This is a genomic window from Agromyces sp. G08B096, assembly GCF_040267705.1.
Taxonomy (GTDB): Bacteria; Actinomycetota; Actinomycetes; order Actinomycetales; family Microbacteriaceae; genus Agromyces.
Genome location: NZ_CP158374.1, coordinates 3277761 through 3301664 on the forward strand (window position 1 = coordinate 3277761; position 23904 = coordinate 3301664).

21 protein-coding genes are annotated in these 23904 nt (G+C 71.2%); 9 read left to right on the forward strand and 12 right to left on the reverse strand.

Features of this window, described 5'->3' with window-relative positions:
• Positions 1–113 precede the first annotated feature (113 nt).
• Together ABIQ69_RS15720 and ABIQ69_RS15725 are read right to left on the reverse strand one after the other, a co-directional pair.
• Positions 114–1460 carry an MFS transporter gene (locus tag ABIQ69_RS15720; protein WP_350348064.1) on the reverse strand — a complete coding sequence of 449 codons (1347 nt, stop codon included), beginning with the start codon at positions 1458–1460 and terminating at the stop codon, positions 114–116.
• A complete protein-coding gene (locus ABIQ69_RS15725; protein ID WP_350348065.1) occupies positions 1460–2329 on the reverse strand; it encodes a M15 family metallopeptidase in 870 nt (289 codons plus the stop codon). The genes ABIQ69_RS15720 and ABIQ69_RS15725 overlap by 1 nt, the downstream gene beginning before the upstream one ends.
• A gap of 247 nt (positions 2330–2576) precedes the next feature.
• On the opposite strand from ABIQ69_RS15725, the gene ABIQ69_RS15730 reads away from it, so the two are divergent.
• The 5 genes from ABIQ69_RS15730 to ABIQ69_RS15750 all read left to right on the forward strand — a co-directional run bounded on the left by ABIQ69_RS15730 (position 2577) and on the right by ABIQ69_RS15750 (position 8461).
• Positions 2577–3878: an ABC transporter substrate-binding protein gene (locus tag ABIQ69_RS15730; protein ID WP_350348066.1), complete on the forward strand. Its 1302-nt coding sequence runs from the start codon at positions 2577–2579 to the stop codon at positions 3876–3878.
• Positions 3879–3977: 99 nt separating this feature from the next.
• Entirely contained in the window at positions 3978–5012 is a 1035-nt protein-coding gene (locus ABIQ69_RS15735; protein ID WP_350348067.1) for a sugar ABC transporter permease, read from the forward strand.
• Entirely contained in the window at positions 5009–5947 is a 939-nt protein-coding gene (locus ABIQ69_RS15740; RefSeq protein WP_350348068.1) for a carbohydrate ABC transporter permease, read from the forward strand. Before ABIQ69_RS15735 ends, ABIQ69_RS15740 begins: the two co-directional genes overlap by 4 nt.
• Positions 5947–7422 (forward strand): family 1 glycosylhydrolase, encoded by a 1476-nt coding sequence (locus ABIQ69_RS15745; protein WP_350348069.1) that lies wholly within the window; start codon positions 5947–5949, stop codon positions 7420–7422. The genes ABIQ69_RS15740 and ABIQ69_RS15745 overlap by 1 nt, the downstream gene beginning before the upstream one ends.
• A 22-nt stretch (positions 7423–7444) precedes the next feature.
• The gene (locus ABIQ69_RS15750) at positions 7445–8461 is read left to right on the forward strand and encodes a LacI family DNA-binding transcriptional regulator (RefSeq protein WP_350348070.1); all 1017 of its coding nucleotides are present in this window, start codon (positions 7445–7447) and stop codon (positions 8459–8461) included.
• 9 nt (positions 8462–8470) lie between these two features.
• Here ABIQ69_RS15750 and ABIQ69_RS15755 read toward each other — a convergent pair whose 3' ends face one another.
• From ABIQ69_RS15755 to ABIQ69_RS15780, 6 genes are all read right to left on the reverse strand, one after another.
• The gene (locus ABIQ69_RS15755; protein ID WP_350348071.1) at positions 8471–9391 is read right to left on the reverse strand and encodes an LLM class F420-dependent oxidoreductase; all 921 of its coding nucleotides are present in this window, start codon (positions 9389–9391) and stop codon (positions 8471–8473) included.
• Positions 9388–10290 carry a site-specific DNA-methyltransferase gene (locus ABIQ69_RS15760; protein WP_350348072.1) on the reverse strand — a complete coding sequence of 301 codons (903 nt, stop codon included), beginning with the start codon at positions 10288–10290 and terminating at the stop codon, positions 9388–9390. Before ABIQ69_RS15760 ends, ABIQ69_RS15755 begins: the two co-directional genes overlap by 4 nt.
• Positions 10291–10343: 53 nt before the next feature.
• On the reverse strand, positions 10344–13025 hold the full coding sequence (locus ABIQ69_RS15765; RefSeq protein ID WP_350348073.1) for a family 78 glycoside hydrolase catalytic domain: 2682 nt from the start codon (positions 13023–13025) through the stop codon (positions 10344–10346).
• Positions 13026–13084: 59 nt separating this feature from the next.
• Positions 13085–13921 (reverse strand): carbohydrate ABC transporter permease, encoded by an 837-nt coding sequence (locus ABIQ69_RS15770; protein ID WP_350348074.1) that lies wholly within the window; start codon positions 13919–13921, stop codon positions 13085–13087.
• On the reverse strand, positions 13918–14865 hold the full coding sequence (locus ABIQ69_RS15775; RefSeq protein ID WP_350348075.1) for a sugar ABC transporter permease: 948 nt from the start codon (positions 14863–14865) through the stop codon (positions 13918–13920). Before ABIQ69_RS15775 ends, ABIQ69_RS15770 begins: the two co-directional genes overlap by 4 nt.
• A gap of 68 nt (positions 14866–14933) precedes the next feature.
• Positions 14934–16220 carry an extracellular solute-binding protein gene (locus ABIQ69_RS15780; protein WP_350348076.1) on the reverse strand — a complete coding sequence of 429 codons (1287 nt, stop codon included), beginning with the start codon at positions 16218–16220 and terminating at the stop codon, positions 14934–14936.
• Between the two features lie 244 nt (positions 16221–16464).
• On the opposite strand from ABIQ69_RS15780, the gene ABIQ69_RS15785 reads away from it, so the two are divergent.
• Positions 16465–17496 carry a LacI family DNA-binding transcriptional regulator gene (locus ABIQ69_RS15785; protein ID WP_350350036.1) on the forward strand — a complete coding sequence of 344 codons (1032 nt, stop codon included), beginning with the start codon at positions 16465–16467 and terminating at the stop codon, positions 17494–17496.
• 7 nt (positions 17497–17503) lie between these two features.
• Here the strand turns inward: ABIQ69_RS15785 and ABIQ69_RS15790 are convergent, their stop codons facing one another.
• The 4 genes from ABIQ69_RS15790 to ABIQ69_RS15805 form a co-directional block, all read right to left on the reverse strand.
• The gene (locus tag ABIQ69_RS15790; protein WP_350348077.1) at positions 17504–17821 is read right to left on the reverse strand and encodes a hypothetical protein; all 318 of its coding nucleotides are present in this window, start codon (positions 17819–17821) and stop codon (positions 17504–17506) included.
• Between the two features lie 83 nt (positions 17822–17904).
• Positions 17905–18954 carry a biotin/lipoate A/B protein ligase family protein gene (locus tag ABIQ69_RS15795; protein WP_350348078.1) on the reverse strand — a complete coding sequence of 350 codons (1050 nt, stop codon included), beginning with the start codon at positions 18952–18954 and terminating at the stop codon, positions 17905–17907.
• A gap of 58 nt (positions 18955–19012) precedes the next feature.
• Positions 19013–20293: a glycoside hydrolase family 6 protein gene (locus ABIQ69_RS15800; RefSeq protein ID WP_350348079.1), complete on the reverse strand. Its 1281-nt coding sequence runs from the start codon at positions 20291–20293 to the stop codon at positions 19013–19015.
• Between the two features lie 177 nt (positions 20294–20470).
• Positions 20471–21319: an alpha/beta fold hydrolase gene (locus ABIQ69_RS15805; RefSeq protein WP_350348080.1), complete on the reverse strand. Its 849-nt coding sequence runs from the start codon at positions 21317–21319 to the stop codon at positions 20471–20473.
• Between the two features lie 146 nt (positions 21320–21465).
• Here ABIQ69_RS15805 and ABIQ69_RS15810 point away from each other — a divergent pair, with 146 nt between their 5' ends.
• Genes ABIQ69_RS15810 through ABIQ69_RS15820 form a run of 3 tightly spaced genes read left to right on the forward strand, consistent with a single transcriptional unit; the run spans position 21466 to position 23904 of the window.
• On the forward strand, positions 21466–22938 hold the full coding sequence (locus ABIQ69_RS15810; protein ID WP_350348081.1) for an APC family permease: 1473 nt from the start codon (positions 21466–21468) through the stop codon (positions 22936–22938).
• Entirely contained in the window at positions 22935–23345 is a 411-nt protein-coding gene (locus ABIQ69_RS15815) for a heme-binding protein (RefSeq protein ID WP_350348082.1), read from the forward strand. Before ABIQ69_RS15810 ends, ABIQ69_RS15815 begins: the two co-directional genes overlap by 4 nt.
• Positions 23346–23388: 43 nt before the next feature.
• Entirely contained in the window at positions 23389–23904 is a 516-nt protein-coding gene (locus ABIQ69_RS15820) for a MarR family transcriptional regulator (protein WP_350348083.1), read from the forward strand.

Below are 23904 nucleotides of genomic sequence, written 5' to 3' on the forward strand. Positions count from 1 at the left end.
TGGGGCACGGTGGGAGGGGGTTTCCGGGTCGGCGTTTCGGGGGACCCGATACCTCACCACGCCAAATTGTGAGGAAACCTTCCGGACGCTGGGAAGGACGTGAGAGCGCGCTCTCAGGCCGTCGCGCGGCGAGCGGTCGCGAGCGCGCGGGCACCGACGAGCACGAGCGGCACGAGCACCACCGCGCCCACGAGGTTCACGGCCGGGAATCCGCCGGCCTCCAGCACCACGCCCGAGAGCGCGGCGGCGATCGCGGCGGCGAAGTTCATCGCGGCATCGGAGGCGCCCTGCAGGGGCACCCGCAGGTCGGTGCCGACGGAGGTCGTGAGCAGCGCCGAGCCGCCGATCATGCCCGCCGACCAGCCGAGGCCGAGCAGCCCCAGCGCGAGCGGCACGAGCAGCAGGTCGTCGGCGGGCGCCAGCATGCCGATGAGCGTCGCCGAGAACAGGATGACGACGCCCGCGGCGATCACGGGGATCGCGCCGAGGCGGTCGACGATCCAGCCGACCAGGGGGCTCGCCGCATACATGCCGAGGATGTGCACCGAGATGACCAGCCCGATGAGCGAGAGCGACAGCCCGTGCGCGTGCATGTGCACCGGCGTCATGACCATCACCGCGACCATGACCGTGTGCGAGCACACGATCGCGACCAGGGCGAGGAGCGCGCGTGGGTCGCGGGCGGCGATCGCGAGGGCGCGCCAGGATCCGACGGGGCGGCCGGGCGGGTCGGATGCCTCGGGCGCCTGGATCCCCGCGCCCGGATCCGCCGGAGCCGGCGGGCTCGGCGTGGCTGCCGGGGTCGCCGGAGGCGAGGCATCCGTCACCGGCCCGACCGCCGACGCGTGGTCGGCCTCGAGGTCGCCCGGACGCGGCATCCGCAGCAGGGTCGCGACGACGAGCGTCGAGATCGCGAACGCCGCGCCCGACAGCAGGAACGGACCGACGAGCGGCGGCAGGCCGAGGCTCCGCCCGAGGTCGTCGCCGAACTGCGAGAGGTTCGGGCCTGCCACCGAGCCGATCGTCGTCGCCCACAGCACGAGCGACATCGCTCGCGCCTCGAACCCGGGCCGGGCCACCTCCGTCGCCGCGAACCGGGCCTGCAGGCCGGCTGCCGCGCCCGAGCCGAAGGCGGCGAGGCCGAGGAATACGAGCGGGACGAACTCCGTCACGGCCGCCGCGATGACCAGCACCGCGCCGACGAACGCCAGCGCGTAGCCGGTGCCGAGGGCGACGTGCCGGCCGCGCGCCACGGCCAGCCGGGCGAGCGGGATCGCGGCGATGCCGGCGCCGAGCACCGAGGCGGTCTGACTGAGCCCGGCGAGCACGGCCGTGCCCGTGAGCTCCTCCGCGAGGAGCGCCGCGACGGCGATCCCCGACGCGACGCCGACGCCCGCGAGCAGCTGGTTGCCGATCAGGATGCCGAGGGCGAGGCCGCGGCGGGGTGCCCTGGCGTTCATCAGCCGTAGTCGGGCGCTGGCGGGAGGGCGAAGAACTCCTCGAGCGTGGTGAACCCGGTCTCGCGCATCTCGGTCGCGAGCTCCACGCCCACGTAGCGGAAGTGCCACGGCTCGTAGGTGTAGCCGGTGACGTCGCGCTTGTCGGCCGGGTAGCGCAGGATGAAGCCGAAGCGGTAGGCGTTGTCGCGGAGCCAGATGCCCTCGGGCGTCTCGCCGAAGCACTCGGCGAGCGAGCACTCCCCCGATTCGGCGCCGATGTCCATCACGAGCCCGGTCTGGTGCTCGCTGAACCCCGGCCGGGCGGTGGTCTCGTCGTCGCCGTCGTAGACCTCCTCCTGCGCGGAGTACGAACGGTAGGCGCTGTTCGATGCCAGGTACAGGTCGGCCTCCGCGGCCGCGGCGTCGAACATCGCGACGACGGCGTCGGCGGCCTCCTGCCGAAGCAGCGGCTCCCAGGTGTGCGCGACGGGCACCTCGACGAGGTCGTCGGGCTCGAAGTCCTGCGGGTTCATGGGGCGCAGCTTGTTGACGACCACCCAGGTACTCGTCGGGTCGTCGAGTGAGCGCGCCGAGCGGTCGAACGTGTCGACGCTCGCGGGCGGTGGCGCGGCCGTCGGTGCGGGGCGCGGCTCGGCGGTCGCCGGGTCGGATGCTCCGCCAGGGCCGCCGCCGGCGGCGGGCGATCCCGAAACGAGGCCGACGACGAGCGCGGCGGCGGCGAGGAGCACGCCGATCACCGGGAGGGCGACGGCGAGCCGTCGGCGCGACCGCTCGCGGGCGTCGGCGACCTCGCGGGCGTCGCGCCCGGGCGCCTGCCCGGCAGACTCGTACCGGTCGTACGGACGGTCGTCGCGGGGCTGGGATGGCACCGTCCGAGTCTACCGGCGGCGGTTCCGGCGGCTGCCGAGGCGCCCGGCGGCGCGGCGCGCGCCGGCGCCGGCAGTCGCGCTGCACGGGGAGAGTCGGCACCATGAGAGCGCTCTCTTGACAAGCCGCCCGTCTTCCGCATAGGGTCTCACCGATGTCGTGAGAGCGCTCTCACGCTGGTGCATGAGAGCGCTCTCAAGCGCCATCCATCTGCACCATTCCCCATCCCACGCACACAAAGGAGTGACCGTGAAGCTTTCACGACGCACCCGCGGTGCCGCTGCCCTCGCGGGCGCGGCATCCATCGCCCTCCTTGCCACCGCCTGCTCCACCGGTGGCGACTCGGGCGGCGACGGCGAGGACATCACCCTCACCGTCACGACCTTCGGCACCTTCGGCTACGAAGAGCTGTACGAGGAGTACGAGGCCGCGAACCCCGGCATCAAGATCGAAGCCACCAACATCGACACCGGCGGCAACGCCCGCACCGACGCGTTCACGAAGATCGCGGCCGGATCGGGCCTCAGCGACATCGTCGCCGTCGAAGAAGGCTGGCTCGGCGCGATCATGGAGGTGTCCGACCAGTTCGTCGACCTCCGCGACCACGGCATCGAAGACCGCAAGTCCGACTGGGTCGACTGGAAGTACGAGCAGGCCACCGACGCCGAGGGCCGCGTCATCGGCTACGGCACCGACATCGGCCCCGAGGGCATCTGCTACAACGGCCCCGCGCTCGCCGCGGCCGGCCTGCCCACCGACCGCGAGTCGGTCGCGGGCCTCCTCGAGGGCGACTGGGCGCACTTCTTCGACGTGGGCCGCCAGTACCAGCAGGCCACCGGCAAGGCGTGGTTCGACCACTCCGGATTCGTCTGGAACGCCATGGTCAACCAGATGCCCGAGGGCTACTACACCTCCGACGGCGAGCTCAACGTGAAGGACAACGCCGACCTCAAGGCGAACTTCGAGCTGCTCGGCGCCGCAGTCGACGACGGCCTCTCGGCCGCGCAGACCGCGTGGGACTGGAACGGCGGCAAGTCGTTCGTCGACGGCACCTTCGCCACCTTCGTCTGCCCCGGCTGGATGCTCGGCGTGGTGCAGGGCCAGGTCGAGGCCGGCGGCGGCGACGCCTCCACCGGCTGGGACTTCGCCGACGTCTTCCCCGGCGGCGCCGGCAACTGGGGCGGGGCCTTCCTCTCGATCCCCCAGACCTCGAAGCACCAGGAGGAGGCCGCGAAGCTCGCCGACTGGCTGACCCAGCCCGAGCAGCAGGTGAAGCAGTCCGCCGCCGCGGGCAACTTCCCCTCGACCGTCGAGGCGCAGGAGACCCTGGCCGCCGACGCGACGCCCAACGAGTTCTTCAACGGCGCCCCCACCGGTGCCATCCTCGCCGACCGCGCCCAGGGCATCACCGCCCAGTTCAAGGGCCCGGACGACTCGGTGATCCAGGAGAACGTCTTCGGCCCGCCGCTGCAGAAGCTCGACCGCGGTGAGGTCAGCGTCGAGGAGGCCTGGAACGAGGCCCTCTCGCTGCTCGACGAGCTCGTCGGCTAGTTCCGACCGGGGTCCCGGGAGCGATCCCGGGGCCCCGCCACGCCGGCGGGCCCCCTCCCCCGGCCCTCGATCACCACTCTTCCCTCAGGACGGCTCGACATGACCACCACGCTCCGCCCGCCGCGCGTCGACGAGGCGACGACGACGCGCCCGGCCGCGCCCCCGCGAGCGACCTTCCGGCAGCGCCTCTCCCGCTTCGACGTCAAGGCGTCGCCGTACTTCTACGTCTCGCCGTTCTTCATCCTCTTCGCCCTCATCGGGCTCTTTCCCCTCGTCTACACCCTCGTCGTCTCGATGCACGAGTGGGACCTGCTGAAGGGCCAGGGCGAGTTCGTCGGCTTCGAGAACTTCGCGTCGATCCTCAGCGACGGCATGTTCTGGAACTCGATCTTCAACACCGTCAGCATCTTCCTGCTGTCGGCGATCCCCCAGCTGACGGTCGCGATCGTCGTCGCCTACCTGCTCGACCAGGGCCTTCGGGCCCCGACGTTCTGGCGCATGGGCGTGCTGCTGCCCTTCGTGGTCACCCCCGTGGCCGTGGCGCTCATCTTCTCCAGCATCTTCAACGAGGCCGACGGCCTCGCGAACAACCTGCTGAACCTCTTCGGCATCGCCGACCAGGAGTGGAAGCACGACGCGTTCCTCAGCCACCTCGCGATCGCCACCATGGTGAACTTCCGCTGGACGGGCTACAACGCGCTCATCCTGCTGGCCGCCATGCAGTCGGTGCCGCGCGACCTCTACGAGTCGGCCGCGATCGATGGCGCGGGCAGCGCCCGCCGCTTCTTCTCGATCACGATCCCCTCGATCCGCCCGACGCTCATCTTCGTGATCATCACGGCCACCATCGGCGGCCTCCAGATCTTTGCCGAGCCGCGCCTCTTCGACGTCTCCAACGCGGGCGGCATCGGCGGCAGCGACCGGCAGTTCCAGACCACCGTGCTGTTCATGTGGGAGCTCGCGTTCTTCCGGCGCGACTTCGGCGAGGCATCCGCCGTCGCCTGGCTGCTGTTCCTGCTCATCGTGGGCTTCGGCCTCATCAACTTCCTCATCTCGCGGCGCATCGCCACCGGCGACGGTCGCCGCCAGAACCGCCGCACCCGACGCGCCCTCGAGCGAGGAGAGCACCGATGAGCACCGCCATCCCCGAGCCGCTGCCCGCGGTCCAGGTCGACACCGTCGGCCCCGACGAGCCCCGCCGCCCCGGCCGCGACGGCCTGCCCCGCGGACGCCGCCGGTCCGGCACCGCCGGCATCGGCAGCCGCCCGGGCTTCCTCACCTACGGCCTCCTCGCGGCCTTCCTCATCGGCAGCGCCTACCCGCTCTGGTGGTCGTTCGTCGTCGGGTCGGGGACCAACGCGACCCGCGGCGAGACGCTCCCGCTCATCCCGGGCGGCAACTTCCTTGCGAACGCGCAGAAGGTCTTCGACGCGATCCCGTTCTGGCTCGCGCTCGGCAACTCGGTGCTGATCTCGGCGATCATCACGATCTCCGTCGTGACGTTCTCGACGCTCGCCGGCTACGCGTTCGCGAAGCTCCGCTTCCGCGGCCGCGACGGGCTCATGGTGTTCGTGGTCGCGACGATGGCGATCCCGACCCAGCTCGGCATCATCCCGCTGTTCATGGTGATGAAGCAGCTCGGCTGGACGGGCTCGATCGGCGCCGTGATCGTGCCGACGCTGGTGACCGCGTTCGGCGTGTTCTTCATGCGCCAGTACCTCGTGGACGTCATCCCCGACGAGCTCATCGAGGCCGCCCGAATGGACGGCGCGAACCAGTTCCGCACCTTCCTCACCGTCGGACTGCCGGCCGCACGGCCCGCGATGGCGATCCTCGGCCTGTTCACGTTCATGACGGCGTGGACCGACTACCTGTGGCCGCTCATCGTGCTGAGCCCCTCGAACCCGACGCTGCAGACGGCGCTCAGCCAGCTGCAGTCGGGCTACTACGTCGACTACTCGATCGTGCTGACCGGCGCGATCATGGCGACCATCCCGCTGCTCATCCTCTTCGTGGTGGCGGGCAAGCAACTCATCTCCGGAATCATGGCAGGAGCGGTCAAGGGCTGATGGCAGCGAACGACACGGCATCGAGGGACTTCAGGGCATCGGCCTTCCCGCGGGACTTCATCTGGGGCTCGGCCACGGCCGCCGCCCAGATCGAGGGCGCCGCGCACGAGGGCGGCAAGGAGGACTCGATCTGGGACGCGTTCGCGCGCGTGCCGAACGCGGTCGCGGGCGGCGACACACCCGAAGTCGCCGTCGACCACTACCACCGCATGCCGGAGGACGTGGCGCTGATGCGCCGGCTCGGGCTCGACTCGTACCGGTTCTCCACGAGCTGGGCGCGCGTCGTGCCCGGCGGGCGCACGGTGAACCAGGAGGGGCTCGACTTCTACTCGCGCCTCGTCGACGAGCTGCTCGAGGCCGGCATCCTGCCGTGGCTGACGCTCTACCACTGGGATCTGCCGCAGGCGCTCCAGGAGCAGGGCGGCTGGGCGAACCGCGACACGTCGTACCAGTTCCTCGAGTACGCCGAGGCGGTGTACGGGGCGCTCGGCGACCGGGTCACGCACTGGACGACCTTCAACGAGCCGCTCTGCTCGTCGCTCATCGGCTACGTCGGAGGCGAGCACGCGCCCGGCCTGAACGACCCGGTGGCGGGGCTCGCCGCCGTGCACCACCAGCACCTCGGGCACGGCCTGGCGGTGCGGCGGCTCCGCGAGCTGGCGGATGCCTCGGGGCGGGACATCCGCCTCGGCATCACGCTGAACCTCACCAACGCGGTGCCGAACGACCCGGCCGACCCCGTCGACCTCGAGGCCGCGCGCCGGATCGACGCGCTGTGGAACCGGATGTACCTCGAGCCCATGCTGCTCGGCGCCTACCCGGCCGACCTGCTCGAGGACGTCGCCGAGTTCGGCCTCGCCGACCGCATCCAGCCGGGCGACCTCGAGATCGTTTCGCAGCCGCTCGACTTCCTCGGCGTGAACCACTACCACGACGACAACGTGTCGGGGCATCCGCTGCCCGCCGACGCGCGCCCGTCGCTGCGGCCGACGGACAAGCCGGGCCGCTCGCCGTTCCCCGGCAGCGAGTACGTGACGATGCCGAGCCGGGGCCTGCCCCGCACGGCGATGGACTGGGAGGTGAATCCGGCCGGGCTCGAGCAGCTGCTCGTCCGCCTGGGCCGCGAGTACGACAACCTTCCCGCCCTGTACGTCACCGAGAACGGCTCGGCGTACGACGACGTCGTCGCCGAGGACGGCGCCGTGCACGACGTGGAGCGCACACAGTACCTGCTCGACCACGTGGCGGCCGTCGGCCGTGCGATCGAGCAGGGTGCCGACGTCCGCGGGTACTTCGTGTGGTCGCTGCTCGACAACTTCGAGTGGGCGTGGGGGTACGAGAAGCGGTTCGGCATTGTGCGGGTCGACTACGACACGCTCGTGCGCACCCCGAAGGACAGCGCCCTCGCCTATGCGGCGCTGATCGCCGAGGCGAAGGCGGCGTCCGCCGTCGGCGCGGCGGCTATCGTGGACTGAGCCGGCAGGGAGGGGGTTCGCGATGACCGGAACCGCCGGGGGCGGCGCCCCCACACTCGAGATGGTCGCGGCGCGAGCCGGGGTCTCCCGCGCGACGGTGTCGCGGGTCGTGAACGGCTCGCCGAAGGTCAGCCCCGATGTCGCCGAGGCCGTGCAGCGCGCCATCGCCGACCTGAACTACGTGCCCAACCGCGCCGCCCGGTCGCTGGCGAGCCGGCGCACGCAGGCCGTGGCGCTGGTCGTGCCCGAGTCGGCCGCCCGCGTCTTCGACGACCCGTTCTTCGCCTCGATCGTGCAGGGCGTCGCGCTCGCGCTCGCGTCGACCGAGTACACGCTGACGATGATGATCGAGTCCGAGGTCGACCCCGACAAAACGAGGCGCTACCTGCTCGGCGGCAACGTCGACGGGGCGCTCGTCGTCTCGCACCACACGGGCGACCATTCATTCGCCCAGCTGAGCCGCTCGCTGCCGCTCGTGTTCGGCGGCCGCCCGCTCGACCCCGCGGAGTCGAGCGGGTACACCGTCGACGTCGACAACGAGCACGGTGCGAAGACCGCGGCGGCGCACCTCGTCGAGCGCGGCCGGCGGCGGATCGCGACCATCGCGGGCCCGCAGGACATGCCTCCGGGCGTCGACCGGCTGCACGGCTTCCAGAGCGCGCTGACGGATGCCTCGCTCCCCGCCGACCTCGTCGACTTCGGCGACTTCACCGCGGCGTCGGGCGCGGCGGCGACGCGCCGGCTCCTCGAGCGCGAGCCCCGGCTCGACGCGGTCTTCGCCGCGAACGACCAGATGGCCATGGGGGCGTTGTCGGCGCTCGCGGAGGCCGGGCGCACCGTGCCCGACGACGTCGCCGTGGTCGGCTTCGACGACGACCGGTACGCCGCGACCGCGGTGCCGCCGCTCACGACCGTGCGTCAGCCGTCGACCGAGATGGGGGCCGAGATGGCCCGGAAGCTGGTCCGACTGGTCGAGGGGCACGAGGTCGAGCCCGAGACGATCCTGACGACGGAGCTGGTGGTGCGTGCCTCGAGCTGAGGTCGCGCGTCAGCCGACCTTCGGCAGCACCTCGCTCGCGAGGAACTCGAGCAGGTCGAGGTCGTCGAAGTCGAGGACCTGCAGGTACAGGGTCTCGACGCCGATCGCGGCGAGGCCGGAGATGCGGTCGACGACCTGCTGCGCCGTGCCGCCGATGCCGGTGCGACCGAGCTCTTCCGGATCGCGGCCGATGCGCTCGGCGCGGCGCCGGTACTCGGCGTCGGTGGCGCCCGCCGTGGTGGTGAGCGCTGCCGAATAGACGAGGGAGCCCGGGTCGCGTCCGGCCGCCTCGGCCGCGGCGCGGACGCGGCCGAACTGCTCCGCGATCTCCGCGTCGGAGCGGAACGGCACGTTGAACTCGGCAGCGAAGCGCGCCGCGAGCCTCGGGGTGCGGGTGGGTCCGCCGCCGCCGACGATGACGGGGATCGGCTGCTGCACGGGCTTCGGCAGCGCCGGGGAGTCGACGAGCTCGTGGTGCTCGCCGCGGAAGGTGTAGGTCTCGCCCTCGGGGGTGCCCCAGAGGCCGGTGATGATCTCGAGCTGCTCCTCGAGCAGGCCGAACCGCTTGGCCGGGAAGGGGATGCCGTACGCCGCGTGCTCGGCGTCATACCACCCGGTGCCGAGGCCGAAGTCGATGCGGCCGCGGCTCATGGCGTCGACCTGGGCGACCTGGATCGCCAGCAGGCCCGGGTGGCGGAAGGTCAGGCTCGTGACGAGCGTGCCGAGGCGGATCGACGAGGTCTCGCGCGCGATCGCGCCCAGCGTCACCCAGGAGTCCGTGGGGCCGGGCGCCCCGTCGACGTCCATGGCGAGGAGGTGGTCGCTGCGGAACCACGCGTCGTATCCGAGCCGCTCCGCGGCCTGCGCCATCGCGACCTGCTGCTCGTACGTGGCGCCCTGCTGCGGCTCGGTGAACACCCGGAACTTCATGCATCCATCCTTCCCTGGACGGCGTCGAACTCGACGCCCGCGACGCCGGCGAATCGCCGCCGCATCACCTCGATCGCCTCGGGGTTCTCGTCGACCAGCACGAAGCGCCGCCCGAGCGCCGTCGCCACGGCACCGGTGGTGCCCGAGCCGGCGAAGAAGTCGAGCACCCAGTCGCCCTCGCGGGTCGAGGCCTGCACGATCCGGCGCAGGATCCCCTCCGGCTTCTGCGTCGGATATCCCGTCTTCTCGCGACCCGTCGGCGAGACGATCGTGTGCCACCACACGTCGGTGGGCAGCTTGCCGTTCGCGGCCTTCTCGGGCGTCACGAGCCCCGGCGCCATGTACGGTTCGCGGTCGACCGCCGACGAGTCGAACCAGTAGCGCTGCGGGTCCTTCACGTACACGAGGATCGTGTCGTGCTTCGTCGGCCATTTCCGTTTGGCCTTCGCCCCGTAGTCGTACGCCCAGACGATCTCGTTCAGGAAGCACTCGCGGCCGAAGAGCGCGTCGAGCAGCACCTTCGCATAGTGCGCCTCGCGGTAGTCGAGGTGGAGGTACAGCGTGCCGTCGTCGGCGAGCAGCCGCCACGCCTCCACGAGCCGCGGTTCGAGGAAGCCCCAGTAGTCGTCGAAGCGGTCGTCGTACCGCAGCAGGTCGCCCCTGATCCGCTCGTACCGCTTGCCGGCGAACCCCGTCACGGCGCCGACGACGGGTGCGGATGCCTCGTCCGAGGCATCCGGCTCGACGATCCGCACGTGACGCATCGACTGCCGCGACTGCGCCCGCCCGGTGTTGAACGGCGGGTCGAGGTAGACGAGCGTGAAGGCACTGTCGGGAAACGCGGGCAGCACGTCGAGGTTGTCCGCATGGATGATGCGGTCCGGTCCGTCGAGCGCCACGCGCTCAAGTCTGCCAGCCGGCGGCGCCCCCGCTGGGAGCGCCGCCGGTCGCTTCATCCCGCGCGGACGGATCCCAGCGCCGCCGCCACCCTCGCCGTTCGCACGTCGATCCGGTGATGACCGGGGCCGAGCTCCGCCCAGGCGCCGGACTCGCCGTCGACGGCGACGACCGACTCCGCGGTGATCGGCAGGTCGAGGACCGCGCGGGCGCCGGGCGGCACGTCGAGGTCGATCCGGAGATCCCGCGTCTCGGGGTCGAGCTCCCAGTCGATCGCCACGCGTCCGTGCCGGGCGTTCACGTGCGCGGCCGCCGCGGTGACGCCCTCCGCAGGCCGGGGCCGGACGAGGACCGTGCGATAGCCGGGGTCGTCTGGCGTCGGCGCGATCCCCGCGACGTAGCGGTACAGCCAGTCGACGACCGCTCCGTACGCGTAGTGGTTGAACGAGAGCATCACCGAACCATCGCTCGCCATGTCGCCCGAGTGGATGCTGCCGTCGGGACGCAGCGAGTCCCACCGCTCCCAGACCGTCGTCGCGCCCATCTCCACCTGGTAGAGCCAGCTGGGCGACTCGCGGCGAAGCAGCATCAGGTAGGCCTCGTCGATATGCCCGGTCTCGGCGAGCGCGTGCAGCACCAGCGGCGTGCCGAGGAACCCGGTCGCGATGCGCCCGTCCTCCGTGCGGACGAGCGTCGCGAGCTCCCGACCGATGCGATCGCGATCCGACTCCGGCGCGATCCGGAACTGGAGTGCGAGCGCGCAGCCGGTCTGCGACTGCACGGCATGCTCGCCCCAGCGCGCCCAGGCGCGCTCCGCCACGGCGTCGGCCATGGCGTGATACCGGCGAGCCGACCCCTCGTCGCCGGCCAGCTCCTCGGCACGCGCCGTCAGCCGGGCGCTGTGCGCCCAGAACGCGTGCGCGACGAACTCGGCAGACACCTTCGCGCGCCACGGCTCGTCGCTCGGCGCGTCGGGGTCGAGCCAGTCGCCGAACTGGAACTCGACCGGGAGGAACCCGTCCTCGCCGGACCGCCGCTCGAGGTGATCGACCCAGCGGCGCATGCTGTCCGCCTGCCGGAGGATCACCGCGGGGTCTCCGTACGACTCGTAGACGGCCCAGGGCACGATGGTCGCGGCATCCGCCCATCCGGCCCGGCCCATGCTGCCCTGGCTCTCGCCTTCGGCGCTGAACGCTTCGCCGAGGATGTTCGGGACGACCGCAGGCACGCCCTCCGCGTCGCTCTGGTCGATCTCGAGGTCGCGCAGCCACGACGACCAGAACGACTCGACGTCGAACAGCGTGCTCGCGGTGGCGGCGAACGCCTGGGCGTCACCCGTCCAGCCGAGGCGCTCGTCGCGCTGCGGGCAATCCGTCGGCACCGACACGAAGTTGTCCAGCTGCGACCACACGACGTTGGAGTGCAGCCGGTCGAGCGCGGGCACCGAGCTCGCGAACGACGACCGGGGACGCACGGCGCTGCTGATCGCGACCGCGGTCGCCGAGACGACCTCTGCCCCGGAGACATCGGCGAATTGGAAGCCGTGGAAGGTGAACGCGGGCTCGAGGGTCGTCTCGCCGTCCGCTGCGAGCACGTAGGTTTCGGTGGCGCGGGCGGACCGGAGCGACCGGGTGTGCAGCGATCCGTCTGGCTCCAGCACCTCGGCGTGGCGCACGGTCACCCGGTCGCCGGCGCCGCCGCGCACCACGAGCCGAACCCAGCCGGCGATGTTCTGGCCGGCGTCGAGGACGAGGGCGCCGCCGTCGGCCGTCGAGTCCCGCACGGCCATCGGCAGCTCGGCGACCGTGCGAACGCCCGTCGTGACACGCGGCTCGAGCAGCGAGCGGTCGAGGTCGACGATCGTCGCCTCCGCCCAGCCCGAGTCGTCGAACCCGGGTGCATCCCACCCGACCGGCTCGGCCGCGAGGTCGAGATCGGCGCCGTCGTACAGGCTGTTGGTCCGGACGGCGCCCGTCGCGGTCCGCCAGCCCGGCCCGGTGACCACCCGGACGGTGCTGCCGTCGGCGAGCTCCACGTCGAGTTGGGCCACCAACGCCAGCTGCGTGCCGTAGTGCTCCACACCGTCGACCCAGCCGAGGCGGCCCCGGTACCAGCCGTCGGCGAGGAGCCCGCTGAGGACGTTCTCTCCGCGGCGCAGCAACCCGGTCACATCGAGCGTCGCGACGACGACCCGCTCCTGGTAGGCCGTCCAGCCGGGCGCCAGATGCTCGTCGCCGGCCTTCGCACCGTTCAGCCGCAGCTCATGCAGGCCCAGAGAGGTCGACCGCAGCCGGGCGCGGATCGGCTCGCTCTCGAGGCGGAACGTCGTCCGCAGCAGCGCCGCCGGCCCGCCGAGCGGCAGCTCAGCCCCGATGCCCTGCGCCACGAAGTCCGCCGCCGCGAGCGCGCCTTCGACGACGAGCGGCTCGCTCCATGCGCTCCACCCGTCGGCCGTCGCGACGCGAACCGCGTACCGCCGCGTCTCATCGCTCCCGAGCACCCCGCCGGGTGCCGGCATGCCGATCGATGCCGCAGAGCGCACCGGCTCCTCCTCGATGGCCGCCTCGCCCCAACGGAGCTGGTAGCCGATCTGTGCGGCCGAGCCGTGTGCGAGCGCCCACGTCAGCCGCAGCCCCTCCGACGGCACCCCGAGCAGTTCCTCGGGGTATTGCGTGCGGAGCGAGACGACCCGAGTGGCGGCGTCGTGGGCATCGAGAGCGGGCAGGACGGTCGGCATGGTGAAGGGCCCTTCGTGCTGGGGACTGACGGGAACGCGGGGAGACCGATGCTGCGCGGTCATCCCTTGACCGCCCCGGAGGTCATGCCGGCAACGATCTGCCGGTTGAAGAAGATGTACATGATCAGGGGCGGGATGGTCACGAGGAGAACGCCCATGAAGAGCAGATTCCACTGGCTGAGCGACTGCGACGTGTAGTTGTACAGCAGGAGCTGGATGGTCGCGTTCTCATCGCCCGGCAGGAAGTAGAGCGCGTACGTGAAGTCGTTGAACACCGCCACCGACTGCACCACGATCACGGTGACGATCACCGACCGCAGCAGCGGGAAGATCACGGAGAAGAAGAGCCGCAACGACCCGGCCCCGTCGATGATGGCCGCCTCGTCGAGCTCCCTCGGGATGGAGGCGACGAACGCGCGGAACAGCAGGATGCAGAACGACAGGCCGAACGCCACGTGGAACGCGATGAGGCCGGGCATCGTCTTGAACAGCCCGAGCCCCTGCAGCACCCAGATCGTCGGGACGACGGCCGGCGGGATGATGAGGCCCGCGAGGACCAGGCCGTTGACCAGGACGTTCCAGCGCGAGCGGCGACGCTGGAGGACGTAGCCCACCATCGCGCCGAGGACGACCATGACGCTCACCGCCACGACGGTGAGGACGACGCTGTTGACGAGGGCCTTCGGGAAGAGGAAGTTCCGGTCGCTGATCACCTCCACGAGGTTCGGGAACAGATTCCACTCGGTCGGGAGGGTGAACTGGAAGAGCGACGCCTCCTGCGCATTCTTCGAGGCCGTCAGCAGGATGAACAGGAACGGCACGATGAACAGCACGACGGCCACGAGGATCGCCGCGGCACCGCCGCCCCAGCGCCAGAGCTTCGCGGACAGGGTCACAGGTCCTTCTCCCGTCGGTTGAGCCAGGCGTAGATGGGCACGATGAGCACCGCGACGACGATGAAGAGCACCACGTTGCCCGCCGTCGAGAGCCCGAAGAAGCCGGCCTGGTACTGCTTGTAGATCACGGAGGCGATCACGTCGCTCGTGAAGCCGGGGCCGCCGCGCGTCATCGCCCAGATGAGGTCGAAGGAGCGCAGGCCGCCGATGAGCGACAGGGTGACGACGGTGATCGTCGCCGGGCGCACGAGCGGCAGCGTGACGTGCCGGAACCGGGCCCACGCGCCGGCGCCGTCGACGCGGGCGGCCTCGAAGTAGTCCTGCGGGATCGCGACGATGCCGGCGATGTAGATGAGCGTGGCGAGGCCGACGCCGCGCCACACGTCGACGAGGGCGACGGAGACGAGGGCCCATTGCGGATCGGTGAGCCACCCCGGCCCCTCGATGCCGATGGAGGCCAGGCCTTCGTTCACGAGACCGTCGAACGGGTCGAGCAGCACCTTCCAGGTGATGCCGACGCCGATGGCCGAGACGAGCACCGGGAAGAAGACCACGCTGCGGAGGAAGCCGCGTGCGATGATCTGGCTCGTCAGGAGCACCCCGAGCGCGAGCCCGAGCACGACCTTGAGCCCGGAGGTCAGGAAGGCGAAGACGAACGTGTTGACGAAGCCCGTGACGAGGGCGGGCTCCTGGAAGAACCGCACGAAGTTGTCGAAGCCGACCCACTCCGCGCTGAAGAGCGTCCAGCGCGTGAAGGCGAAGTAGAACGACACCGCGGTGGGGACCAGGAACAGGACCAGGTAGAACACTCCGGCTGGGAGGTAGAACCAGGTCGGGTAGGGACTGCGGATGCCTCGGCGGCGACGACGGCGACCGGCCGGCGGCGCCGTCTCGGCGCTCGGGCCGGCGGCCGGCGGCGCGGGGTTCAGGACGGTGGTTGCCATGGATCTCTCGACCTCCGTGCGGTGGGGCCCGCTGCGCGGACCCCACCGTCCGATTCGGGGTGGACGGCCTACCAGCCCTCGAGGCCGAGCTGCTGTGCCTGCTTCTTGACGTCCTCGTCGTACTGGGCAGCGCCCTCGGCGGCCGGGGTGATGCCCGATCCGACGGCCACGGTGATCTGCTCGAGGGCCGGGCCCTTGATCGGCGAGAGGAATTCGAGCGCGAGACCGGTGCGGCCTTCATCGAAGTAGGGCTGCATGTCGGAGACGAGCGCGGGGACGTCGTCGGGCAGCTCGCAGCCGTCGATGACGAAGGGGCCCTGTGGGGCGATGACCGTGCTCTGCAGGTCGCAGCTTTCGGGGCTCACCAGGAAGTCGAGGAACTGCTTCGCGGCCTCGAGCTTGTCGCCCTCGGTGGTCTTCGGGATGTACACGGCGCCCGGCATCCACACCGTGAGCCCGTTGGACTCCGCGCTCGGCCCGGGCAGCGGGAAGGTGCCGACGGTGTCGGCCGCCTCCGGGTAGTTCTGCACGAGCGGTGACGCGGCGAAGGTGAGGATCGGGTAGTGCGCGCCCTCGCCCTGCGCGATCATGCGCACGCCGTCGTCGTACGTCGCGGAGGCGAAGTCCTCGTTCGCGAGCCCCTTCTCGAAGACCTCCTGGCCGTGCTCGAAGCCGGCGAGCGCCGGCTGGTCGACGTACTTCGCCTCGTTCGCGGTGTATTCCTCGGCCCAGTCGGGATTCTCGGCGAGCACGTTGAAGAAGTCGCCCAGCACGAACAGCTGGCTGGTCCAGGTGTCGCCGTAGGTCTGGATGATCGGGGCGGCGATGCCCGATGCCTTGACCGCTTCGGCGTTCGCGATGAACTCGTCCCACGTCGTGGGAATCTCGAGGCCGAGCTCGGCGTAGACGTCCTTGTTGTAGAGCACCGCCCCGGCCATCGCCTGCCCCAGAGGGACGCCGTACACGCCGTCGCCGCCGCCCACCGCCTGCACGAAGTTGTCGTCGAGCCGGTCGACCCATTCCTGGTCGGAGAGGTCGACGAGCGTCTCTCCGGGCGTGAGCGCCTGCAGCAGCGAGCCCGAGTTGTAGGCGAAGAGGTCTTCCATCTCACCCGTGGCGAGCTTGGTCTTGACGAGGTTGTCGCCCTCGGCTCCCTGCGGCCGGGTCTCGACGTGGATGTCGATGTCGGGGTGGTCTTCCATGAAGGCCGACGCCAGCACATCCATCTGCTGCACGGCCAGATCGCTGTTGTCGACCAGGATCGAGAGGCTCGTCCCGTCGCCGGAGGACTGATCGCTCGTGCTGCATCCGGCCAGCGCGAGCGCTGCGGTCGCGGTGACCGAGGTGGCGAGCACGAGGCGCCGCCGAGATTGCGTGTTGAACACTGCTCTTTACCTCCATGTAAAGACGACATCGTCATCGGTGCCGTGGACGAGTGTAGAACGATCCACTTCACAGCACGATAGGGTCGCGGCGTCCGCGCGTCAACCGATCTACATATAACGTTTCAATCACGCTCGCGATGCGCTCGGGCATGTCATCATGGGGCGTGCCCCGTCGCGGAGTCGTCCGGCGGGCCCGAGGAAGCAGGTGCAACTCGTGACGAACACGTCACCAGGACGTGCGGCGACGATCGAGGACGTCGCTCGCGAGGCGGGGGTATCCCGTGCCGCCGTCTCGAAGGTGATCCGGAACGCCTACGGAGTCAGTCCCGCCATGCGGGAGCGGGTTACCGCAGCCATCGACAAGCTCCAATACCGGCCCCGACATGCTGCACGCGCAATGCGCGGGTCGAGCTTCACCCTCGGCATCGAGATCCCCGAGTTCGGCAACCAGTTCTTCACCCGGGTGCTGACCGGCGCCACCAGAGCCCTCGAGGGCACCGGCTACCAGCTGATCATCGCGCCAGCCGAGCCGGGATCGAAGTGGGGCTACCGGGCCCTCGAATCCCTCACCGACCACCAGGTGGACGGCATCATCGCGATCTCGCCGCTGGTCGAACCCGCCTGGCTCGAACGCCTCGCCACCGCCATCCCCGTCGTCATGCTCGGCCGCCATGACGAGGGTGCAGGCTACGACACCGTGACCGGCGACGATCGGGCCGGCACCGACGCGGTCATGGACCACCTGATCGAGCTGGGCCACCGGCGCATCGCGCACCTCACCATCGCCGAGTCCATGATCGACCCCTCGCTCGCGAGCCCGCATGCGATCCGGCTCGCCACCTACCTCGATCGGATGACTGCGGCCGGTCTGACTGAGCACGCGCAGGTCGCGCGCGTCGGTGCGGACGACGACGCCCACGCCGCGGCGCTCGACCTTCTCGGCGGCCGCGATCGCCCCACGGCCGTCTTCGTCGGAAACGACCAGCCGGCGCTCGGCGTGCTCCGCGCACGGATGGAGCTCGGCCTGACCGCGCAGGATGTCTCGATCGCCGGCTACGACGACATCGAGCTCGCCGCCCATCCCGCGATCTCCCTCACCACCGTCGATCAGGACGGCGAACGCATGGGCGAGCGGGCCATCGAACTGCTCCTCGAGCGGATCAAGGACGGCCGCAGCGCACCCGAGCGCTACAGCGTCACTCCCAGACTTCGGGTCCGAGGTTCCACGGCGCCGCCGCGAGCCTGACCGTCGCTCAGCGCTCGACGTCGAGGCGGATGCGGCCGCGGAAGCGATCGGGATCGTCGTCGCCGGCATCCGCCGACGCGAACGCGATGCCCTTGTCGCCGTCGCCCGGCAGCGGCGCCGGAGCCGGCAGGCGGCTCTGCCGCTCCTGCTCGACGGCGGCCTCGTACTTGCGCGGTGCGAACACCTCGTCGCCGATCATGAGGACGCCGCCGGCGGTTCCGCCGCGCTTGGTCTTGTCGGAGAGGTCGATCCAGCCCGCGCGCTGCGCGAGCCAGCCGAGCGCGATGACCGCGACGGCGATCAGCACCCAGATCCACCAGTCCACCCGGCGAGTCTAACCGGCTGACCCGGTTGCGCGATCCGGGGCTGTGGAACCGGCAGGCGGGTTGCGCGGGGCCCCGGCAGCGGCTACGGCACCCGGTACAGCCACTCCCGCGTGGCGAACTTCGTCTCCACGAGCTCCTCGGCCTCGGCGAGCTCGTCGGCGGTCACCGCTCCGGGCGTCGCGCCGTACAGCGAGGTGAAGGTCTGCTTGAGACTCTCGATCACGGCCGCCCGGCTGAGGCCCGTCTGCGAGCGCAGGGGGTCGACGCGCTTGGCGGCGGAGGCGATGCCCTTGTCGCTGATCTTCTCGCGGCCGATCCGCAGCACCTCGAGCATCTTCTGGTTGTCGAGGTCGTACGACATCGTCACGTGGTGCAGCACCCCGCCCGAGCCGAGACGCTTCTGCGCGGCGCCGCCGATCTTGCCGAGCGGGCTCGCGATGTCGTTGAGGGGCTGGTAGGTCGCCTCGATGCCGACGGCCCGGAGCCCCTGCAGCACCCAGTCGTCGAGGAACGCGTACGAGTCGGCGAAGCTCATGCCGTGCACGAGCTCGGCCGGCACGTAGAGCGAGTAGGTGACGACGTTGCCCTTCTCCATCATCATCGCCCCGCCCCCGGAGATGCGACGCACCACGTCGAAGCCGTACTTCGCGGCGCCCTCGGGATCGACCTCGTTCTTCACCGACTGGAACGAGCCGATCACGACGGCCGACTCCTCCCACTCCCAGAACCGGAGCGTCGGCTTCCGGCGTCCCTCGCCGACGCGCGTCGCGAGCACCTCGTCGAGCGCGAGGTGCAGCCGAGGCGGCACGGCCGCGTCGTGCACGATCTCCCACTCGTAGTCGGTCCACGTGCGGGCGTCGGTGAGCGCACGCCGCACCGCGACCGCGACCGCGTCGGCCGAGAAGCCGAGCATCACCGCGTCGGGCCGCAGGCCCTGCGTGATGGCCTTCGCGATCTGTTTCGCGTCGGACCCCGCCGCGAGGCCGTCGAGCGCGCGATCGATGTCACCGAGGGCCTCGTCGGGCTCGAGGAAGAAATCGCCCGCGACGCGCGGGTTGCGGATCACGTCGTCGACGACGTCGAAGTCGACGACCACGAGCTTGCCACCGGGAACCTTGTACTCGCCGTGCATGAGGGACAGCCTACGGATGCCTCGCCGCGAACGGGGCCGCGACGAGGCATCCGCGGCGTCACCCGACCGGCGGGACGGCCAGTTCGATCAGCTCTCGCGCCTGCTCGGGGAACCACACGCCGGCGGGCGGGTCCTCGATGCCGCGGATCGGGTCGAGCGGTCCGGCGGTGCCGCGGAAGCACTGGCCGTCGGATTCGCCCGGCACCTTGATCCAGAGGTAGGCGTCGACGAGGTCTGCACCCGTGTCGGTCGTGGGACGCTCGCCGAGCCCGCGGCCAGGCGGGTTGCACCAGTCCTCGGGCACCGCGAGCCCGCTGGACGAGGCATCCCACGGTCCCTGGCCGTTGCGGCTCGTGTCGATCACGAAGTGCGTCGACGGCGACACGTCGCCGAGCGCCGCGGCGTACCGCGAGTCGACCCCGGCGGTGTCGAGGGCTGGGTCGGCCGCGCCTGCGCTCCACCGCCCGAACGGGCTCATGGCGACGCCGTTCCAGCCGTTGGCCGGGCCGCCGTTCCAGTACTGGTTGCCGCATTCGCCGAAGGCGCCGGGGTTCACCTCGGTGACCAGCGCGATGCAGGAGGAGATCCAGGTGCCGTAGGCGGTGAGGTTCTCGGTGTAGTGGTAGTTCGACGCGTTCAGGAAGAACCCGTCCGCCCGTTCGACGCCGGCGCGCAGGAGCCGCTGGCTGATGTCGCCGACGTTCAGCCAGCCGCTGTGCGTGCCGTCGAGGTAGACGGCGGTCGAGGGCAGCGCGCCGAGCGCGTCGACCGCGTGGTTCAGCATCGCGAAGCGCTCCTCGGCGGCGGTCGCCGCGTCGGCCTCGGCCGGCTGGCACCACTCGAGCGCCCCGTCGAGGTTCGTGTACCACGGGATGATGCCGAGCCCGTCGGGCTCGAGGATGACGACGGCGTCCTTGTTGCCGATGCCCTTGGCGATGCCGTCGATCCAGGCGGTGTACTCGGCCGCGGTCGTCGCACCGCCGGCCGAGTACTGCGCGCAGTCGCGGAACGGCAGGTTGTAGGCGACGAGCACGGGCACCTGGTCGGCGGCGTGTGCGGCCGCGACGGCGCGTTTGACGTCGCGCTTCGCCTCGTTCGGCGTGCCGCCGTTGATCCAGGTCGCCGAGGCGTAGGAGCCGAGGAGCAGCGCGTCGGCGCGTGCCTGCCCGTCGAGTCCTTCGGCGGCCTCGAGGGTGGTGCTGTCGGGGTTCACCCAGAGCTCGGCGTCCGGGTGGAGCACGTCGTTCGCCGCCTGTGCCGGCGACGCGACGAGCGCGGCCACGGCGACGGCTGCGGCGGCGCCCAGCGCGAAGCGCCGGGCGATCGGTGGAAGCTGCATCGGTTCCTCCTTCGGTCGTCGTCGACCGGTGGCCGACGGCGAGGTCGGTGTCGGGTGGGTCCGCCGAGCGACCGTGAGAGCGCTCTCATGGCGGGTCCTGCCTCTACAGTGCCGCCGCGCCCCAGCCGCGTCAAGGCCCCCGCGACGGATGTCCCGGCCGCGGGCTTCCCAGCCGACTCAGTCGACCGCGAACCGCTCGTCGAGCCAGCCGATCAGATCGGCCCGGACCTCGGCCTGGTTGGTCTCGTTGAAGATCTCGTGCCGGGCGCCCTCGTACACGATCACCTCGACGTCGACGAGCCCCGACCGTCGCACGTACGCCTCCGCGAGCCTGCGGGCGGACTCTTCGCCGCCGAGCGAATCGTCGGAACCGACCATGATCAGCAGCGGCAGCTCGGGAGGCAGCCCCCGCGCCGGGCGACCGAGGAGACGCATGGCGTCGGCCGTGCCGAACAGCTTCCGCAGCGGCGTCGACGTCGTGTACGGGTCGGCCATGAACTCCGCCGCGACCGACGGCTCGCGGCTCAGCCACTCCACGGGCGTCGGGCCGAGATGCCGGTGGCGGCGGTTCAGGTCTCCCGCCTCCATGTGCCGGAGCGTCCGGTAGGCGGTGGCGGTCAGCACGACGCCGTCGTACCGGTCGGCGTGCCGGTTCACGATGATCTGCGCCATCAGCGAGCCCCACGAGTGCCCGAGGAGCACGAGGGGCAGGCCGGGATCCTCTGTCGCGCGGATGAGGTCGGTGAACTGCTCGACCGCGGCGATCGCGGCGCGCAGACCGCCCGGCCCGAGGCGGCCCATCCGGGTGAGATCGCCGCCGTGCTGCTCGAACCCCGTCTGCCCGTGGCCGCGGTGGTCGTCGGCCCAGACGGAGTAGCCGGCCGCGTTCAGCGCCTCGACGAGCCGTCCGTAGCGGCCGATGTGCTCGCCCACGCCGTGCGCGAGCTGGATGACCGCGTTCGGCTCCTCGACGCGCCATGACCGATAGTGGATGTGCACGCCGTGCGCGTCGGTGTAGGTCGGCATGGGGCCAGTGTGGCATCCGGTCGATCCGTCCGGACAGCACCCGGCGGCAGTCGCACCGTCCGGTCCTCCGCGCGGGTGCTGTGCACGTCGCGGGCGGGGCCGCCATTCTTGTCCCTGCTCACGCATCGTCGCGTCGAAAGGATGCCATGTCCTCCCAGTCCCCGCAGCTCAAGCGGAACGCCGTCGGCCTCGGCGGCGCGGTCGTCATGTCGGCCGCCCTCATGGGCCCGGCCGTGTCGGTCTACTTCAACCCGCAGGTCGTCGCGGGCGGCGCAGGGGCGGCGATGCCGTTCGTCTTCATCGTGGCGCTCGCGATCATGCTCGTCGTCGCCACGAGCATCACCGAGATGGCGCGGGTCTTCCCGAGCGCGGGCTCGTTCTACACCTACGTCTCGCAGGGCATCGGTCCGAAGGCCGGGTTCGTCACAGGCGGCCTGATGTTCCTCGCGTACGCGCTCCTCGTGCCCGCGGAGCTCGCCCTGATCGGCTTCTACACGTCCGGGCTGCTCGAGGGCTACGGCATCCACGTGCACTGGACGATCATCTCGGCGATCTTCACGGTGCTCATGATCGTGCTCTCCCGGCACGGCATCTCCGGCTCGCTGAAGACGGCGGCCACGCTGTTCGGCATCGAGGTCGGCGTCATCGTGCTGCTCAGCATCATCGTGCTCGCCCAGGGCGGCGCCGACGGCCTCACCCTCGAGCCGCTGAACCCCGCCGCCTCCCCCACGGGGCTCACCGGCCTCGCGCTCGGCATGACCTTCGGCATCCTCTCCTTCGTCGGCTTCGAGGCCGCGACGACGCTCGGCGAGGAGGTGCGTCGGCCGCGCCGCAACGTGCCGAGGGCGATCATCCTGTCGCTGCTGCTCGTCGGCGTCATCTACGTCTTCTGCACCTATGCCGAGATGGTGGGCTTCGGCGTCGGCAACGTCGACGCGCTGACGAGCGACCCGGCGCCGTTCACCACGCTCGCGAAGACGTACGCGCCGTGGCTCGAGATCCTCATCGGGCTCGCGGGCATCTCCTCGATCTTCGCCGTCACGATGAACTCGAACAACGGCATCGTGCGGATCGTCTTCGCGATGGGCCGTGAGGGGCTGCTGCCCGCCTCGCTCGGCCGCGTCCACCCCGTGCGCCGCACTCCGTCGGTGGCGATCTGGCTGGTCGCCGTCGTCTCGGTGGTGTTCACCTTCGGCGTGGGCCTGCTCGCCGGACCGTTCAACGCCTACGTCTACCTCGGCTCGGTGCTGACCCTCGCGATCATCCCGGTGTACATCCTCACCGCGATCGCCTGCATCCGGTACTTCTCGCGCGAGGGGCGCGCCGAGCGCTCGATCGTCAAGCACGTCGTGCTGCCGGTGCTCGGCATCGCGGCGCTCGCGATCCCGATCGTGGGCCAGGTCTACCCGGTGCCGGCGGCGCCGCTGGCCTTCTTCCCGTACCTGGTGCTGGCCTTCATCGCGATCATGGCGATCGTGGCGCACCGCATCGGCCGGGCGCGCCCCGAGGTGCTGGCGCGCGCCGGCACGGTCCTCGCCACGGGCGAGACCGAGGAAGAGCTCGAGCAGCAGGATGCCGCCGTGGCGGCGGCCGACCCCGAGCCGAGCGGTCGCCCGTGACGGAGCTGACGCTGGAGCGGGCGGAGCGGATGACCCGCGCCGCCCGCTCCCGGGCGGCCGAGCTCGGCGCACTCGTGAGCGTCGCGGTCGTGGACGCAGGCGGGCATCTGGTGTCCTTCGCCCGCATGGACGGCGCGGAGATCGCGGGGCCCACGCTCGCCGTGGACAAGGCCTACACGGCCGTGGCGCAGAGCGCCTCGACGGCGGAGCTCGCGGTGCTCGCCGCACCCGGCGGCCCGCTCTACGGGCTCGGCGCGAACGGCGGCGGGCGCTACGTGATCTTCGCCGGCGGCATCCCGTTGCGTGCCGACGGGCGCATCGTCGGCGCCGTCGGGGTGAGCGGCGGCAGCATCGAGGAGGACGAGGCCTGCGCGCAGGCGGGGGTCGCGGCGTTCGACGCGGGCTGAGCCGGCGGAATCATTAGCGACGCTAATTTGTTAGGCTAAGGAGATGACCGATCTCCTCGCCTCCGCCGCGCCTGCCGCGCCCGCGCCCGCGCCGGCCGCGCCGCCGGCGACTCCCCCCGCGCCCGCCAGGGGCCGTCGCACGACGCTGGCGGAGCAGAGCACCGAGCTCCGCCTGGCGGTCATGCGGCTGGCACGACGGCTCCGCCAGGAGCGCGCGGAGACCGAGCTCAGCGGCTCGCAGTACTCCGCGCTCGCGTGGACCGTCAGCGAGGGCCAGCTCACCCCGGGCCGGCTCGCCGAGCTCGAGCGCGTGACGCCGCCGTCGATGAACCGCACCGTCAACTGCCTCGTCGACGCCGGCCACCTCGTCCGCACGGCCGACGCCGGCGACGGACGCAAGGTGCTCCTGCGCGCCACCGAGTCGGGCGAGGCGATCGTGCGCGAGACCCGTCGCCGCCGCGACGCCTGGCTCGCCAAGCGCTTCGCCGCGCTCACCCCAGACGAGCGGGAGACGCTCGCCAAGGCCACGATGATCCTCGGGAGGCTCACCGACCAGTGA

Bases quoted from the DNA above. Each gene is read 5' to 3' on its own strand.
- ABIQ69_RS15720 (WP_350348064.1), bottom strand. From the start codon at position 1,460: ATGAACGCCAGGGCACCCCGCCGCGGCCTCGCCCTCGGCATCCTGATC.
- ABIQ69_RS15735 (WP_350348067.1), top strand. From the start codon at position 3,978: ATGACCACCACGCTCCGCCCGCCGCGCGTCGACGAGGCGACGACGACG.
- ABIQ69_RS15740 (WP_350348068.1), top strand. From the start codon at position 5,009: ATGAGCACCGCCATCCCCGAGCCGCTGCCCGCGGTCCAGGTCGACACC.
- ABIQ69_RS15745 (WP_350348069.1), top strand. From the start codon at position 5,947: ATGGCAGCGAACGACACGGCATCGAGGGACTTCAGGGCATCGGCCTTC.
- ABIQ69_RS15750 (WP_350348070.1), top strand. From the start codon at position 7,445: ATGACCGGAACCGCCGGGGGCGGCGCCCCCACACTCGAGATGGTCGCG.
- ABIQ69_RS15755 (WP_350348071.1), bottom strand. From the start codon at position 9,391: ATGAAGTTCCGGGTGTTCACCGAGCCGCAGCAGGGCGCCACGTACGAG.
- ABIQ69_RS15765 (WP_350348073.1), bottom strand. From the start codon at position 13,025: ATGCCGACCGTCCTGCCCGCTCTCGATGCCCACGACGCCGCCACTCGG.
- ABIQ69_RS15775 (WP_350348075.1), bottom strand. From the start codon at position 14,865: ATGGCAACCACCGTCCTGAACCCCGCGCCGCCGGCCGCCGGCCCGAGC.
- ABIQ69_RS15795 (WP_350348078.1), bottom strand. From the start codon at position 18,954: ATGCACGGCGAGTACAAGGTTCCCGGTGGCAAGCTCGTGGTCGTCGAC.
- ABIQ69_RS15800 (WP_350348079.1), bottom strand. From the start codon at position 20,293: ATGCAGCTTCCACCGATCGCCCGGCGCTTCGCGCTGGGCGCCGCCGCA.
- ABIQ69_RS15805 (WP_350348080.1), bottom strand. From the start codon at position 21,319: ATGCCGACCTACACCGACGCGCACGGCGTGCACATCCACTATCGGTCA.
- ABIQ69_RS15810 (WP_350348081.1), top strand. From the start codon at position 21,466: ATGTCCTCCCAGTCCCCGCAGCTCAAGCGGAACGCCGTCGGCCTCGGC.
- ABIQ69_RS15820 (WP_350348083.1), top strand. From the start codon at position 23,389: ATGACCGATCTCCTCGCCTCCGCCGCGCCTGCCGCGCCCGCGCCCGCG.